At 41.3% G+C, this 14,913-nt stretch carries 13 protein-coding genes and 3 pseudogenes; 1 reads left to right on the plus strand and 15 read right to left on the minus strand.

The features are described from left to right. The 3 genes and pseudogenes from UF75_RS19645 to UF75_RS19655 all read right to left on the minus strand — a co-directional run. Window positions 1-229: pseudogene (locus UF75_RS19645) on the minus strand (acetaldehyde dehydrogenase); the annotation flags it as partial. Window positions 230-251: 22 nt separating this feature from the next. Further along, complete coding sequence (eutL, locus tag UF75_RS19650; RefSeq protein WP_045575691.1) at window positions 252-899, minus strand: ethanolamine utilization microcompartment protein EutL; 648 nt, start codon at window positions 897-899, stop codon at window positions 252-254. 116 nt (window positions 900-1,015) lie between these two features. Then, complete coding sequence (locus tag UF75_RS19655; RefSeq protein WP_045575692.1) at window positions 1,016-1,351, minus strand: BMC domain-containing protein; 336 nt, start codon at window positions 1,349-1,351, stop codon at window positions 1,016-1,018. Between the two features lie 366 nt (window positions 1,352-1,717). Here UF75_RS19655 and UF75_RS19660 point away from each other — a divergent pair, with 366 nt between their 5' ends. After that, window positions 1,718-3,142 carry a sigma 54-interacting transcriptional regulator gene (locus UF75_RS19660; protein ID WP_045576263.1) on the plus strand — a complete coding sequence of 475 codons (1,425 nt, stop codon included), beginning with the start codon at window positions 1,718-1,720 and terminating at the stop codon, window positions 3,140-3,142. 9 nt (window positions 3,143-3,151) lie between these two features. Here the strand turns inward: UF75_RS19660 and UF75_RS19665 are convergent, their stop codons facing one another. The 12 genes and pseudogenes from UF75_RS19665 to UF75_RS29310 form a co-directional block, all read right to left on the minus strand. Further along, window positions 3,152-3,352 (minus strand): hypothetical protein, encoded by a 201-nt coding sequence (locus UF75_RS19665; RefSeq protein WP_045576264.1) that lies wholly within the window; start codon window positions 3,350-3,352, stop codon window positions 3,152-3,154. Between the two features lie 180 nt (window positions 3,353-3,532). Then, window positions 3,533-5,209 (minus strand): sodium:solute symporter family protein, encoded by a 1,677-nt coding sequence (locus UF75_RS19670; RefSeq protein ID WP_045576265.1) that lies wholly within the window; start codon window positions 5,207-5,209, stop codon window positions 3,533-3,535. A 342-nt stretch (window positions 5,210-5,551) separates the two neighbouring features. Further along, a pseudogene (locus UF75_RS30390) lies at window positions 5,552-7,090 on the minus strand (trimethylamine methyltransferase family protein). 104 nt (window positions 7,091-7,194) lie between these two features. Further along, a complete protein-coding gene (locus UF75_RS19685; RefSeq protein ID WP_045576266.1) occupies window positions 7,195-7,833 on the minus strand; it encodes a corrinoid protein in 639 nt (212 codons plus the stop codon). 205 nt (window positions 7,834-8,038) lie between these two features. Further along, complete coding sequence (gene pylSn / locus UF75_RS19690) at window positions 8,039-8,356, minus strand: pyrrolysine--tRNA(Pyl) ligase small subunit (protein ID WP_045576267.1); 318 nt, start codon at window positions 8,354-8,356, stop codon at window positions 8,039-8,041. A 39-nt stretch (window positions 8,357-8,395) separates the two neighbouring features. After that, on the minus strand, window positions 8,396-9,217 hold the full coding sequence (gene pylD / locus UF75_RS19695) for a 3-methylornithyl-N6-L-lysine dehydrogenase PylD (RefSeq protein WP_045576268.1): 822 nt from the start codon (window positions 9,215-9,217) through the stop codon (window positions 8,396-8,398). A gap of 6 nt (window positions 9,218-9,223) precedes the next feature. Further along, window positions 9,224-10,414 (minus strand): 3-methylornithine--L-lysine ligase PylC, encoded by a 1,191-nt coding sequence (gene pylC / locus UF75_RS19700; protein ID WP_045576269.1) that lies wholly within the window; start codon window positions 10,412-10,414, stop codon window positions 9,224-9,226. A 23-nt stretch (window positions 10,415-10,437) separates the two neighbouring features. Next, on the minus strand, window positions 10,438-11,517 hold the full coding sequence (pylB, locus tag UF75_RS19705) for a methylornithine synthase PylB (RefSeq protein ID WP_045576270.1): 1,080 nt from the start codon (window positions 11,515-11,517) through the stop codon (window positions 10,438-10,440). A gap of 544 nt (window positions 11,518-12,061) precedes the next feature. Further along, entirely contained in the window at window positions 12,062-12,913 is an 852-nt protein-coding gene (locus tag UF75_RS19710) for a choline kinase family protein (protein ID WP_242860356.1), read from the minus strand. A gap of 91 nt (window positions 12,914-13,004) precedes the next feature. Continuing rightward, on the minus strand, window positions 13,005-13,838 hold the full coding sequence (gene pylSc / locus UF75_RS19715) for a pyrrolysine--tRNA(Pyl) ligase large subunit (RefSeq protein WP_045576271.1): 834 nt from the start codon (window positions 13,836-13,838) through the stop codon (window positions 13,005-13,007). Window positions 13,839-14,252: 414 nt separating this feature from the next. Then, a complete protein-coding gene (locus UF75_RS19720) occupies window positions 14,253-14,504 on the minus strand; it encodes a hypothetical protein (protein WP_045576275.1) in 252 nt (83 codons plus the stop codon). A 4-nt stretch (window positions 14,505-14,508) separates the two neighbouring features. Then, window positions 14,509-14,913, minus strand: a pseudogene (locus UF75_RS29310) (amino acid permease); the annotation flags it as partial.

Here is a 14,913-nt window from a genome sequence, read left to right on the forward strand (position 1 = left end):
AGGCAAAATAGTTTTTAAAGCATTTGTCTTCGTAGTTTCCCATGCCCGTTTCTGAAACCGCCATCATGGCTAACCTGGCTGCATTGGCTTCACCGGCTTCGCGCATTAGGTCAATAATATGATCTACTTGTTCTTGCGTGAAGTCTTTTAGAGCTTCTTGGGCTTGGCGTGCAGCTCGAACTAAATTTCGGGCTTCTTGTAAGGAACATAGGTCTCGATCAAGTTCCATTACGAGCGGCACCTCCCTTTTGTTAGAATTTTAGGCCGTTTTCACAGACGTCGATCACGGCTCTTTGGAATGCTTCACAGGCCGATTTACAGGCACTTTGGGAGCCGGTTAGTAGTCCCCCACCAAAGTTGGTTTCGGTCGGTGGTCCGTAAAAGGCTTTCATCGTCACTTCTGCAGCTTTTAAGGCGGCGTCAAGTCCATACATGGCTTCGATCGGAGGCGCGATCAGGTAGGATAGCGCTTCCCCTTCTGGGATTCCCGCCAATTTGGAAAGGTAGCTTCCGGTTCGCGACACGGTGTGCGGGAACCAGGCGGTTTTTCCGCCGTCACTGGTGTAGAACCAGCATTCGTTTTCCAGGTGGTCAATACAGGCATCCACTCCGGCTCTTACTTCGGCTGGGTTCGGCCCAGCTAGTATGCCTATAATTTCTCCGGATAAGGGGCCCGAGGCTCGTGCTGCTCCACAATAGAAGCTTTTGGCATACACGACTTCTACTTCCGCTTTTTTGGTCGCTTCGTCTAAGGCGACGTAGGTCGAATCATCAATGTCAGCGGTGATCATCCCGATTGAGCGTTGATAGCCTGTGAGACCTAATTTTTCGGCTAGATCGGGGGCCACGTTGGGAATTAATCGGACAGCTAATACTTTTGGCTTTATGGGCTCTATCATGATTACCCTCCCTATGAATGCCGGACGCTTTTTTAGCTCCGACGATTTAACTCGTTTCATGGCTCCCACTATGAGTGGGAGTTAAACGTTAAAGGTTCAGCTTGAGCTAAACAACGTTACTTTGTGTTCTCTACGTTTTTAGTTTTCGGCTTTTCTTCGATGACCGGTAATTTAGGTAGAATGGCTTCAAGTTCCTGATGGGGGCGAGGGATTACGTGACAACTGATGAGTTCTCCAACTCGCTCTGCTGCTGCAGCCCCAGCATCGACGGAGGCTTTAACGGCTCCCACGTCTCCTCGGACCATGACGGTGACTAAGGCTCCTCCAACTTTTACTTTTCCAATTAGGGTGACATTCGCTGCTTTAACCATAGCATCCGCTGCTTCGATGGCTCCTACGATTCCACGGGTTTCTACCATTCCTAGGGCAACTAGATCTTCTCTTATAGCCATTTATGGTTTCTCCTTTCACTCTCTTGCTCTATAATTTGAATAGTCTTGAAATCAGGCTTCCTATAGTCCCTAAATTATGCAAAAACCATGCCATAAAAAAATAAATATTTTACCCTAAAGAACCTCAAATTATGCATGATTTATAACAGAAATAGTTGTAAAATTGAGTCAGAGCTGACTTCTAATAAGTCATAATCGTTTAATGAAATTAAATATAGAAACAGAATACAAAAAATGTCGAAAAACCGGATATAAATACGATAAAATATTTATTCTACTCAAATAGGTAAAAATTAAAAGGTTTTTCCCTAAATAAGTCGAAAATAAAATATAAGTCATAAATGATTTAATAGGGGGTCATTCAGGATGCCACTCGAACCGGAAGAGTTAGATTTATACACACTGAAAAAAATCTTAGACAATTCCCACGATGAAATTTACGTCACAAATGCCAATGGGTTCGTCATATACGTGAATAATGCCTGTGAGAAACACTACGGTGTTAAAGCCTCTGAAATCATTGGCAAAAAATCTAGAGAGATATCAGAAAAAAAATATTGGGGTCCCCGCGTAAGCCCCATTGCGATTGATAAGAAAATGAGCATCACCCTCGAGCAAAAAACATGTACTGGGAAAACACTGCTTACCACAGCCACTCCAGTCTTTGACTCAGAAGGTAATATAGAGCTGATTATTGAAAATTCCAGAGACGTCACTGAATCCGAGGGAATCAAACACGAATTAGATAAAAGTATTCAATTATTAAAACGATATAAAAAAGAAGTTGCCGTCCTTCGTGAGAAAGAAACTAAAATCCCCGCGTTTGTTTGCAAGAGTTCAAAAATGGAATCCCTTCTTGCACTTGTCGGACGAATCGCTGCGGTTAATTCAACCGTTCTTTTGCTAGGTGAATCTGGTTCTGGCAAAGGGCATATGGCTAAATATATCCACAATAATAGTCCCAACAAAGGCGGCCCATTTATTACTGTAAACTGTGCTTCAATTCCATCGGAACTAATGGAAGCAGAAATGTTTGGCTATTCTAAGGGGGCCTTTACCGGAGCCAATATTAAAGGAAACATCGGGTTAATCGAACTTGCCAATGAAGGTACCCTTTTCTTAGATGAAATAGCTGAACTCTCTCCCCGCATGCAAGCGAAACTTTTGCAAGTACTCCATGAGAATCAATACTTCAAAGTTGGTGGGCGTGAAATTCAACATCTCAACTGCAGAGTCATAGCTGCTACTAATCGCAACTTGCAAGCAATGATCACAAAGGGGGACTTTCGTGAAGATCTATACTACCGTTTAAATATATTTGAACTCGTGCTTCCCCCATTAAGAGAACGTCAAGAAGAGATCATTCCTTTAGCTCAGGAGATTTTGGCAAAATTTAATAAAAAATATAAATTAAATCACGAATTTAGTGAGAGATGCTATGAATTATTTGTTGAATATCCATGGCCTGGCAATGTTCGGGAACTAGAAAATATTATTGAACGCCTGACCGTCGTAACTCAGGCTAAGGTTATTGATGAAGTTGATTTACCTAATTCCTTTCATACCTCGATAGATCATCCGATGGCCCCAATCCCCTCCATCACATCTAGACCAGTTTCCCTTGAAGATGCTCTATGTGATGTCGAAAAAAACTTAATATTACAAGCCTATAAAGAGTTAGGAAGTTCATATGAAGTGGCCAAATCCTTGGAAATTAGTCAAAGTAAAGCCAGTCGTTTAATTCGCAAATACTTTCCATCAGAAGAACATGACCTTAAACAGTCGGAGTAAAGCACAATCCTAATTAACAAAAAAGGCAATATAGCCCAAACCGATTGAACACGCTAAACCAATAATGTTCTCCAATAAAAAAAGTTTATTTAGATTTCCGGAAAATTCAGGTTTAATTTTCTTTTTCATTTGCAACGTTATAACCATCGCACCCATATTAAGGACAAATAAAGGAATTAGAACAAATCTTGAAAAATCAGCAGCAAGCATTTAACCCACCCCTCTCCCAATAGAGCCTCAATTTGACAATAAACTCAGTTTGCCTTTAAGAAATTATATCGATTAAAAGACCATATTACAACTTATAACAAGATTTGAAAAAATGGCTAAGGAATGATTCCTTAGCCATTTCAATTCAAATTTCAATCCCAATCCCAATCCTCAGTAACCTTAAGAATGCATGCCTGCAAAGAATTCTTCATTGTTATCAATAGGCTGATCTGAGATGGCGGCAAGTAGTTCCTTGGACGGAGGTGGGGATGCGTAAGTACCGATAATTACACCGGCAATACCGCAAACCAACCCGACGACACAGTAACCCAAGTACGAGTTTGCCATTGCTCCAGGCCCGAATACCCAGTCCCAAATTGGTGTATTATAGACGGATTTCCATACCTTGTATTCCAGAATGAAGAAGATGAAAGTTCCCAAAGTACCGAATAATCCACCTAACATTACCCCTAAAAGGGTTGCACGCTTCCACCATAATACATAAAGCATCACGGAGATACCAGCGGTAAGCAGACCTGAAGATAAGAAGTAAGCGTCATTAAGAGTCGCTCCCACGACTGGACTGTTATAAAGTAAGGCTACAAGAATGTTAACGCCGATCATGAATACTGTAACTAGGCGTGACCATCTAACGATTTTCTCATCAGACCAGTTTCTCTTTTTATAAATTAAAGGTTGAAAAACATCGTATGACAGGTTCATCGCTGAGATATTACTGTAATTGGCTACCGTTGACATCGTATGTGCTGACAATAAGAATATCAGTAGCCCTTTAAGCATAGGAGGCATATAGGAATTAATATACGTTGATATAATGTTGTATGCGCCTTTATCCCCCAAAACAGCGGCTGCAGAAACAACACCATCTGTAGTTTCTGGAGGAAATACGATTAGGCCTAAAATGCCAATAATCGCAGCGGGTAAAACGATAATAACGGTATTGAAGGCGATGCTGTATAAACCGCCTCGACGAGCTTCGCTTGTACTCCTAGCTGCTTGGGCTTTTAACCAGAAATCTTCTGCAGATGCCCACCCTGGGACCAATCCGAGCATAACGATCAAGGGGAAGGATAACGATACATATGCGAAAAAGCTGGCTGAGTTCTTAGTAGAATCAACCGGATAAGCAAGACTGTTGACTATTGGCTGAGCATGTAACATACCCATAATCGTTGTACCTTGGGCTGTTGCGATGCCATTGGCGGTGAAGAAGATGGCAACAGTAGTTACAATCAATATTATTGCGCCCATGAAAAATTGAACAACATTGGCATTGATGACTGATCGGAAACCTCCCATCCACATATATATGGCGATTGGTATCGCATAGATTACAATCATCGACTCGATAGATATACCGAGAGCTGGGGCCATGATCAATGATGCTGCATAAAGTTCAGCCGCTGACCAGATCGTATAAGAAAAGATATTAATGGGAGCAGACAGAATCCTCGCTGGGAGCCCAAAACGTTTCTCCAGCATCTGGCATTGTGATATAGCTTTAATCCTTCTTAAAGGACGAGCCATTAAAAATTGCCAGATGTTCGAGAGAAACCAAGGAATTGCAACTACCCATAAACCGGATAATCCTAGGTCATAGGTGGCCCATGTCATCCAGGTGATCATTCCGATTAACATCCACCCGGAAGCTACAGACATACCGACCATATAGGCTGGTTGACTACGACCTGTGATCCAATAGTCATTATGTTCTTCTTCGGCACTAGCACTGGATTTTTGCTTTTTATAGGCATTTAACCCTACAGCAATAAGAAAAGCAATATAAGCAATAAAAACTAACCAGTACCACAATGGACTAACATCAGCATTACCCATTCATGTCACTCCTTCAATATAAAACTACGATAAATCCGCTTGACTAGTCTTATCTCTTACCTATTCAATTTTCAAATATACTTTCACCTTCCATCTTTACAAAAATACCTACTCAATTAATCCAAAACTTATTGAATAGTTCAAATTTTGTTATAGATCTTTTATAATGCAAAAAGTGTGCCATCACAAATATCTCTCTTTAGAAATCCCTATCCCAGTAGTTTGGCTCATATACTTAGAAGCAAAAACCTATCTTAAGTCAGTTTTAACTTGAGTAAGTCAAAAAATGAAAGAGTCAGTAATATACCAACTCTTTCATTTTTGAAACCAGTATGATCTTCCTTAGAACTTCGGTTTTCTGGGTCTTCTTCTAGCTTCTTTTTCCTTAGCCTTGATTTCCGTGGTTTCAGCTTCTGCTTCTAACACGATCTCTTTCAACTGACGTTGCATATCTTCTGATAAAGGATTTTGATTTTCGTAGTTTTCAAGAATATCAATCGATTTTGCATAGGAAGTTTCGACAATATCCTTACTGCCAGCCGTTTCCCAATTCTCTCGATTTTGACGATTTAGCAATTCAGTCTTGGAAAGCTCTTTGTAATGCGCATAAGTGTGATCACAGCTAATGAATTCTCCGCCGATACCTACCGAACGGACAACTTCCAATGCCATTTTCTCATCACTTATCGAAATACCTTTAATGGTATGCATAATCATGCGAGCCATTTCATTCTGCATAGCCATCTGAGCATAGTCCCAAGTCAAGCCACCTTCGAGCATCCCCAGACCATATATCATGTTAGCGCCTGCTAACGCTGGTAATAAGGCGGTCAGGGTAAACTCATGGGCTGCTTGGGCATCAGGTACTTTACTATCCGTCTATCCACCAGCTACCCAGACAGGGATATTATAGAACTGAGAAAGTTTGGCACAAGCCGCACTGAAAAGAGCGAGTTCTGGAGTTCCAACGCAAGCAACGGTGGTTCTCAAATCCATCATGGTTGTGGATGTTCCATAGACCATTGGATACCCTCTCTTTTCAAGCTGACCTAAAACAAACATACTCAAGATTTCCGCATTGTGAGTGACCAGGGTGCTTGCCAAGTTAACGCAAGTCGTGCCGCCAGCGAGTCCCATAGAGTTGATTTTAGCTGGAACCCCTAAGCGAATCGCTTGAAGCAGCGTATCCGTTGCACCCTTAGCATGGACAAGGGGAGCAACTGGGTCTGTGCTTTGTGAGAAAAGGGGTCTTTCGCGGAATTTGTCTTCTCCACCAGAAACCAGATACCCCATCTTGGCGACTGCACGCATGTTTTCCGGACGATTCATCCCGATATATGCGTGCTTTGTCGAAAAGTTATAGAAGGATTCCGCGATATGCACTTGTGCAACATCCGGATCAACTTCCGAAGGGCCTAAAGCTCTTTCAAAGACAATAATTTGATCCATCGCTTCACAAAAACGTGTAACATCATCAACGTCTTTTTTGAAAGGCTTTCTAAGTTTACGAGTATATGGGTCGATCATGCGAATGGCTTCCCCAAAGTTAACAAATCCGGTTCGATTCCCTTCATTAAGCCAGTCATTTTCCCGTTTTCTACCACAGGCTCTAAACGTCTTAGGAATCGAACGAATCGCATCCTCCACCAAGAACGCAGGGATTTTTACAATATTCGTAGTCCTATCAAGAGTACATCCAGCACTATAGAAAATTTCGCGTGCCTCTTCACTTTCGACTTTTACCCCGACATCCCATAGAAGGTCCAAGGTTGCTAAATGGACATCATACAGATCATCGCTGGTAAACATATTCAGCCCAATTCCATCCATTCGAGCAGAACCGGCATGTATACCTCTGAATGTCAATAAACTCACCTCCATATATTTTAAAAGGAATATAAGATAGGTACAATAAGTGGTATATCTGAAACATTTTTGTGTGAGCAAATCACCCCCCTTAATATCCTATCATGCCTAGAATCGAATTATTTAGAGGCCAGGAGTCTCTTGCAAAGTTCTACAGCTGAGCCAGCATCAGGGGCATATCCGTCTGCACCTATCGTGTCCGCATACTCTTGAGAAACTGGCGCACCGCCGATAATCACTTTGACTTTACCTCTAAGATCTTCATCTTCTAACATTTCAATAACGTCTTGCATAGCAGGCATGGTTGTGGTTAGAAGAGCAGATAAAGCGACAATATCAGGTTCATGTTCAATAATGGCATCAATAAAGTCTTCAGTAGGTACATCAACACCCATATTAATGACTTCAAGTCCGCCACTTTCAATCAACATACCGACCAAATTCTTACCAATGTCATGAAGATCTCCTTTTACTGTACCTAGAAGAATTTTGCCTTTACTTTTTTGGTCAGCAGCCGAAATTAACGGTTTCACAAGCTCTAGCCCACCACTCATGCTTTTCGCAGCCATGAGTACCTCAGGAACATACATTTCCCCAGCCTTAAAACGAACACCCACAACGTTCATGCCAGCAATTAATCCCTCGTTAACAATTTCCAGTGGATTGTTTCCTGCTGCAATTAGGCTCTTAACTTGATCCAATACCTGATCCTTCTGTCCCTCAATAACACTTTTTGCAAGCTCCTCATAGTTAGCCATTTTTAAATTTCCTCCTCTTCTTTAATTATTCATAATAACCAAGCTCTGAGTTAGCCCATTTACCTTTCTACCTTTAACTGTCTAGGCAATGGTCTTAATAATAAAGCTCGTCTTTCCAACCCAAGGGTAAGAACAAGCATTATCAATGAGTTAAAATCTATCTCAACACTGTTCACTTTCCTGATCAGTAAAGTGAACAGATTAATTACAAGCGAGAACCGTAGTTTTGATTCACAAACGTTGATGAGTATTTTTCCAATTTCCAGTTTGGAATTTTGCAAGTACCACAGGCCTTAAAAAATAATTTATTTCTTAGACAACGTGCAGCTCGGCTATTTCTAGAATTGTATATCTGAAATGTTTCATTACAATGAGTTATAATTTCGGCGCGGTTTCCTCGAATCGTCATACTCTTAATGCCATGTAATGTTCCACTTTTTGCTGGCCATAATTTAAGTTTTTCAACAAATTTGAAAAAATCCACGTTTTTTCGATAATAACGTTTTTTCGAAGTATCTGTCATCTAGCCCAACTCCAATCCATCCTGCAGTACCAACGATTCCTACAAGACCTCCAGCAACATGGTTGCCACCCCAATTTGTAACGGATCATGAAGCAATCGATCAGTCAGTAATTGCTTAACCTCTAACTCTGGCACTCCTAAGGGAATACCTGGTGCCGCAATCCTTGTAGCTTGAGATATATGCCTTAGCTGTATAACGTTTTCCGCTGGACAAGCATCAACAAAAATCTGATGTCCAGTTAAGGCGCTCTCCAAATTAGTCTCAACCTGAACGTTATAGCCCAATTCTTCGATAGCCCCTTTCAAACGTTGACTAGCGGATATATTGACATCAAATACAGTGACTTGCGCTCCATAACGTACAAGGGCTAAAGCCGCGCTATTTCCCACTGGACCGGCTCCAAGGAGCAAGACATTCTTTCCGTTAAGTCCCTGACACATGCGCTCCAGACCTGCAACATATCCTTTGCCAGTCGCTTCTCCATTATCTGAAACCTTACCTGTTCTGATATTAATAGCCACAAATCGATCATCATCAGCCATAAACAAGATTTCCGCCCCTAGTTGAATGGCTTCTGCCACACCACCAGCATCGCTGATTTTCGTGATAACTGTCCTAGATCCAAGATAACTAATGATACTGGCGACGGATTCGACAAACCCTTCGATAATCCCCTCGCCACAGGTCATAGGGATTACTGCCACCAGCGGATTCCGGTTGACGAGGTAATCAATCTCCTTGCCAGAAGCTTGGGCTGCTAGCTCCCTTAAAGAGCATCCTGTCATTCTCAAGAGGTCCTCATTATAACCCACTAACGTTGTAGCTATTGGTTCAACATCGTTTTCCTTTAGTCGTGTCAATATAGTTCAACTCCCTGAAGCGCTTTTAATAAACTTAAGATTCTCTTCATAGACTGGAAAACAGTCAATATAATTTCGGATACCCCATTCTTTACAGATTGCTTGAATAACTGCGCTCCGCTTATCCCAGGCCTCTCTCAGGTCTTCCCCTGTGATAATTAAGGTTGCTACCCACTCCGTTTTACCGGGCGAATAATTAGTGATTGCTTCAACCGTTCCAAAAAAGTCTGAATAAAGATAGAGCGGACCAACTTCCGACATAATATGTTCACCAGAAACTTCAAGATAGTCGGTTCCTACTTTAATATGTTCCAGTATTGCGCCGCGTTTCTCGATAATCTCAAACTCTTGCCATGGCCGATTAAGCACAAACGCTTGACCTAGAATTTCTAACATATTAATACCCGTGGCATGATAAACTGCAATCGGAGTTTGACTCGGAAGCCGGGCATCAATTTCAAGGACTTTTAAGTGCCCTCGATGTAGAATTGTCTCTACATCCATGATTCCATTCAAATTCAAGCTCTTGGCCAAACCTAATCCGATTTGCTCAAACTCAGCTCTTAGTTGATCCGATAAAGTCACAGAACCGACAACTCGTTTGCAATCATAGACTTGATCCATATACAATTCTGTGATTTGTAAGACTTTATAGACTCCGGAAAAGCCGATAATCTCCAGTGAATAGGACGGGCCTTCCAAGTATTCCTCAATGACCCAATCCTTCATACCTTTTTCAAACAGGTGATGAAATTCTTGACTGCTCTTTAGCTTTACGACCCCTTCACTCCCACTGGCCTCTGAAGGTTTTACAATGAGCGGAAAACCACACTCTGGCCATGGAATCGGTGCGGGTATCTCTAAGCGGGCAAACAATTGATTGGACTTAATTTTCGAAGATGAAATCGTATATGCTTTCTCGTCGAACATCAAGGGCACATTGGCATAGTTAGCACTTCTCACGAGGCTGTCTAAAGCCACTTGATTCTCTAAAGCTGGAATAATTAGATCGATGCCTTTAAGGAAAGGTATCCACTCTACGACTTTTGTGACATCGATAGCATAAAATTGGTCACAAAGCTCGGCCGCCGGAACCCATGCATCTTTATCCACTAGGATAACTTCCCATCCAGCCTTCTTTGCTAGATAGACTGCCTCGACTCCTTGAAGCTTACCTCCAACAACAACAACCCGCATAATAATGCTCCTCCTCGAAGAACTTATGAACGACTTTTTCGATTCAAGACCCACTCGGCATATTCATCCTTACTTGCCGCAACCAGTCCGTGCTGGGCTAGTACTGGAGTAATTCGGCTGATCGTACGGTTTCCATCTTCAATGTCCAGCGAATGATTGGACACTCCTGCCAAGCCAGAATGTGGAGGAATGACCGAGGTTACAACATTCGCACCGGCGTTGAGGCGATCCGCTAATCCCTTAAGTCCATCAACATCTAAAGAGGCTGGAATCAAACGATCCGGAAAGACTAAACGCATGATAGCGATAATCAGCAACTCTCTATGCGGAGATACTGAAGCAAATTGGTGCATAGGAGTGCCCTTCTGCGGAACAAAACTCATAACTCGAACCTGATCCGCTCCTAAATCTCTCATTGCCTCGAGCGAATTGACCAAGTCATCGTCCGTATCCCCCACCCCTGTTAATAACCCTTCTTCAATAAGGAATCCTAAGTTGTGGGCTAACTTCTTGCGTTCCATCCGTTCAGTATAGCTTTGTCCAAGTCTGAGTTTATGATATAAATCAGGGTTATGAGTTTCTTGATAGGTAGCATACCAATCTACGCCAGCCTCCCTAAACTCTCGTAGTACCTCCTCTGGGACAACACCTGCTGAGATCATAATCGGAATTTCCGTACTTTTTTTGATCAGTTCTACAGTTCTTATCAAACGTTCAAAGCCCGACTCTCGGTTATCAAAATAATAGGGATCTTCTCCCATCGTCAAATCCACTACGTGGACCCCCGATTTCACGAGACTCAAAGCTGTTTCCATAATTTCTAAATCCGTTTTACGATATCGTTTTAAGGAGTGATTTGATTTGCGGTACAGACAAAAAGCGCACTCATTACGACAATAAGTAGAGAAGTATACAAATCCGTAAATAAAGATTTTATTCGCAAAGTAGCGAGTACGAGCCTGTCGGGCAGCGTTAAACACCTTAGCAAGATCACTTTCTTCCGACAACGTCAGTAAAAACAAAAGTTCCTCTCTGCTCAAAATAGTCTCTTGTAATGCTTTTTCCAACACTATATCTAACTTAGCGGTTTTAGAATCCATCATCAAATCACCTTCTCTTTGTTCAAATTTTTAGCCAGTCGTAGGACTGAATGAGTTCACTAGTCTTTAGTGATGCAAATTCTATGCCAAGACCTAAATACTTAACCCTTTGCATGAGATTCTCTTCCACGATCCCGGAAACCCTCATACACTAAGGATATCATCAAAATCTTACTCACTCCATCTCAAACGGTCTATAATTTAAATTCCAGATCCATATGAAAATGCGAACTTGTTCAAGTCCATCAACACTTTCATAAGTCATTATTAACTCACTTAAGTAATGGTATACTCATGATCATTGGCCGTGTTGAAGATCTGATGGAAAAAGAAAAGGTCCAGTGTCAAACACTGAACCCTTTCTTGACGAGATGTTTAAGGTTTAAGATGTAGAGAATGTGAGTAGATACTTATCATTAAACAAGATCCCAGTAAGTTTGAATCTTATTGATTCGCTTTAATAGACCGATCTAAACTACCGTTATGAATTAGGGCATACGCGCGATTATATCGATTCAAGCCATACGGCCAATACTCATCTCTCGATTTACCCATAGCAATTTTGAAGCACTGCCCAGTAAGCCCACAAGGCGTCACATAAAAATTTATTAATGATCAGTGAGCCAAATTGTTTCTCGGTTAAATCCCCACCAAAATACTCCTTTAGGAAAAAGCGTTCTTGTTCGTCTGTGAGTTCAGCTTCAATGGCAAGGGCTCCTAAGTCGAACAATGGATCATTCATTCCACCATATTCCCAATCAATCAGGTAAAAGTTTTTCTGATCATCCAGCCAGTTTTCACAGAGTGGATCATTATGACAAGGGGCAAGAGGAGGAGGATTATTTTTAAACAACACTCTGATCTCCTCAATCTTTTCTTGCATCGTTTCAGCACCTGGATAAAATTCAAAGTTTTTGTCTGCCAATAATTGAATATAAGTTTCAATTTCTTGCAAAGGATTAAAGTCCGAGATAAATTCTTTTTTAGAATCATGATATTTTCTAAAAACATGGGCAGCCATACTGAGATATCGTGCTTCCTCTTTAAAATCCTTAATGTGTAAAGTTTTGCAATCATCGATATACTTACAGACTTGATTTCCGGTTGTTTCGTCATAATAAATAATAGGGGCACTAATTCCGATATCAGCCATGACCTGTGCATTATGCTTTTCAGCGGGACGATTTAAGTATTCCATGGTTCCTGCGCCAGCGAGCCTTACTGCATAGGTAATATCGTTAATGGTCACTTTATAGTTACTATTCGTTAACCCTCCGGGTAAAATTTCGATCACACTGATCCTTGAGTTATCAAAAAACGGGATTTCACTAATCATTTTATAAACCCGACCAATATGCTCCATTGATATGGAGGGTTCGATCATAACAGATTCTTGCATAAACTATTAATCCTCCTACTCAAGTTCAAATTCTCTCTAATTTCAAAAGAAATCCTATCGTCTGATCTTTTATGGTACCTTCTGGATATCACTAAATATTTAAGCGAACACCATTAAGATAGGTAAGGCTTCTACCCATACTCTGTACGTTTTGGGAACCTTCCTTAATCATAAGTAAACGCTCTAAACCAAATCCGATCCCTACCCATGGATCAATAATCCCCCACTGATCGTCAAGTGGGTGGGGACCCATAGCACTTGAACCAAGCTCAATCCCTTTAACGACATCCAATGTATCTCCATAAACAACGGAGGTGGTTAATTCCATCTCATAATCAGCAATACCGACAGTTTCCATAACCAGAGAGGCAAGTTCTTCCAACCGTTGATGTCTCTGATCTTCTGGTAAACCCAGTTCAGTTAGGTTCAACATCGTAAACTCGTTTAGATGTAAAGAGCCCTTAGACTCTTTCCTGTAGCAAGTACCAATCTCAAAAATGCGTATTGGTTTTTCCCATAACCGCAATAAGTCTTTCCAGAGTGTATATAAATTAGGCGCCAGCATAGGACGTAAACACCGCTTAGAATCAAGCCAGAATACTTGGGAAAAGAGGGGATGATCGTCAGAGACTGACATTTTTGCTAAAGACGTTTTTGAGATTATCGTAGGCGTGACCACCTGAACAAATCCTTGCTGAGTTAAAGCTTCAACGAGTTGCTGTTCAAGAACACTTAAAGAAGGTCGTCTCTTAATATCCCGTAACTCCATTAAACGCCGCTTTCCCTCTACTACCAGACTATGTTCTTGTTCTTGGAAAGCTCGATCGCGCGCTTGTTGAGACTCGAAACACATCTCTCGTTGGGCCTCGCTAGCGTTAAGTTCTTGTAATCGCTGTTTTTGGATCGGCGTCCATATGATGCCCACTAATGTTTACCCCCTGACTTTTTGGCGAGGAGTACGGGAGTTTCACCCGTCTACGCGGATTTAGAGTCCACGCGATCAATCCGATCTACCCCCCATGTGTGAAAATTCAAAGTAGCTACGACTTAAATATTATGCAAATTCGATGCCAAAATTAAGCATAGACATTTCACATTTAGCTTGTCCCTTGTCACATCTGACAATTGCCATTCTAAAATACTCCATTAGAAGCATTTTCTCAAGAAATTTTGGAGTGTAAACTATCCTAGTTTGTTCAGATTTATAGAAGATATCACATTCCCTTTGATTAACTTATCCTAGTCTGCTTCAAAACTTCAAGTCACGTTAGACTTTTGGTTGTCATTTATGACTCATAATATACCTTGATAAGTCAGGTTCCTTTAGTCAATCAACGATTCATTTCTTTCTTGTAATATGATATACCTCTAGAACTGAAATGACCCAAACAGCGATTCCTCCCGAATATCTGCCAATCAGCGAGATTTCAGATGTTGTTAAGCGAAAGGTAATATAGGCAAAGATACACATCCAAAACAACATCACTAAACCACGCATAGGTCTTGATAAAAAGAGATAGCCTGAACCAGGAATAATCATAGCAGCTAAGACTGGAATTTGTTGTGGCCAATTTACTCCTCTCTTTTTCATCCTATTAGTACCCTCGAGGTCTAGGCCAGCGACTAGCTCCTGCTTGGAGAAATGCCTTTGTGTCTACAAATTTATAGCGATGTAAAGTGAACCACAGTGAGGCTAAAAAGTAAAATAATAAACCAGCTAAGACATTAACCCAATAGCCGAAATACATCCCACCTAGTGTCGTTAGAGTTAATACCAGTAAGATAAGGGCCGGAATTGGATGCCAAGGAGCGACATACCCACGTTCGATTGTACCCATTGGATACATTTTTCGGAATTTAAACATCATGTAGCCCATAAATAAATAAACCAGTAAGGCCGAAAGAATCGAAAAGGTAATGACTTGATCGAGTAAGCCTGTATAACCAAACGCAAGGGAAATAGGAAGCAAAAAAAGAATTGCCCGATATGGGGTCTTATA

The sequence above is a fragment of the Desulfosporosinus sp. I2 genome (genome assembly GCF_000960765.1).
GTDB lineage: Bacteria > Bacillota > Desulfitobacteriia > Desulfitobacteriales > Desulfitobacteriaceae > Desulfosporosinus.

Excerpts from the sequence above, each read along its gene's own strand:
- eutL (WP_045575691.1), bottom strand. The coding sequence starts at position 899 with ATGATAGAGCCCATAAAGCCAAAAGTATTAGCTGTCCGATTAATTCCC.
- UF75_RS19655 (WP_045575692.1), bottom strand. The coding sequence starts at position 1,351 with ATGGCTATAAGAGAAGATCTAGTTGCCCTAGGAATGGTAGAAACCCGT.
- UF75_RS19660 (WP_045576263.1), top strand. The coding sequence starts at position 1,718 with ATGCCACTCGAACCGGAAGAGTTAGATTTATACACACTGAAAAAAATC.
- UF75_RS19665 (WP_045576264.1), bottom strand. The coding sequence starts at position 3,352 with ATGCTTGCTGCTGATTTTTCAAGATTTGTTCTAATTCCTTTATTTGTC.
- UF75_RS19670 (WP_045576265.1), bottom strand. The coding sequence starts at position 5,209 with ATGGGTAATGCTGATGTTAGTCCATTGTGGTACTGGTTAGTTTTTATT.
- UF75_RS19685 (WP_045576266.1), bottom strand. The coding sequence starts at position 7,833 with ATGGCTAACTATGAGGAGCTTGCAAAAAGTGTTATTGAGGGACAGAAG.
- pylSn (WP_045576267.1), bottom strand. The coding sequence starts at position 8,356 with ATGACAGATACTTCGAAAAAACGTTATTATCGAAAAAACGTGGATTTT.
- pylC (WP_045576269.1), bottom strand. The coding sequence starts at position 10,414 with ATGCGGGTTGTTGTTGTTGGAGGTAAGCTTCAAGGAGTCGAGGCAGTC.
- pylB (WP_045576270.1), bottom strand. The coding sequence starts at position 11,517 with ATGATGGATTCTAAAACCGCTAAGTTAGATATAGTGTTGGAAAAAGCA.
- UF75_RS19710 (WP_242860356.1), bottom strand. The coding sequence starts at position 12,913 with ATGCAAGAATCTGTTATGATCGAACCCTCCATATCAATGGAGCATATT.
- UF75_RS19720 (WP_045576275.1), bottom strand. The coding sequence starts at position 14,504 with ATGAAAAAGAGAGGAGTAAATTGGCCACAACAAATTCCAGTCTTAGCT.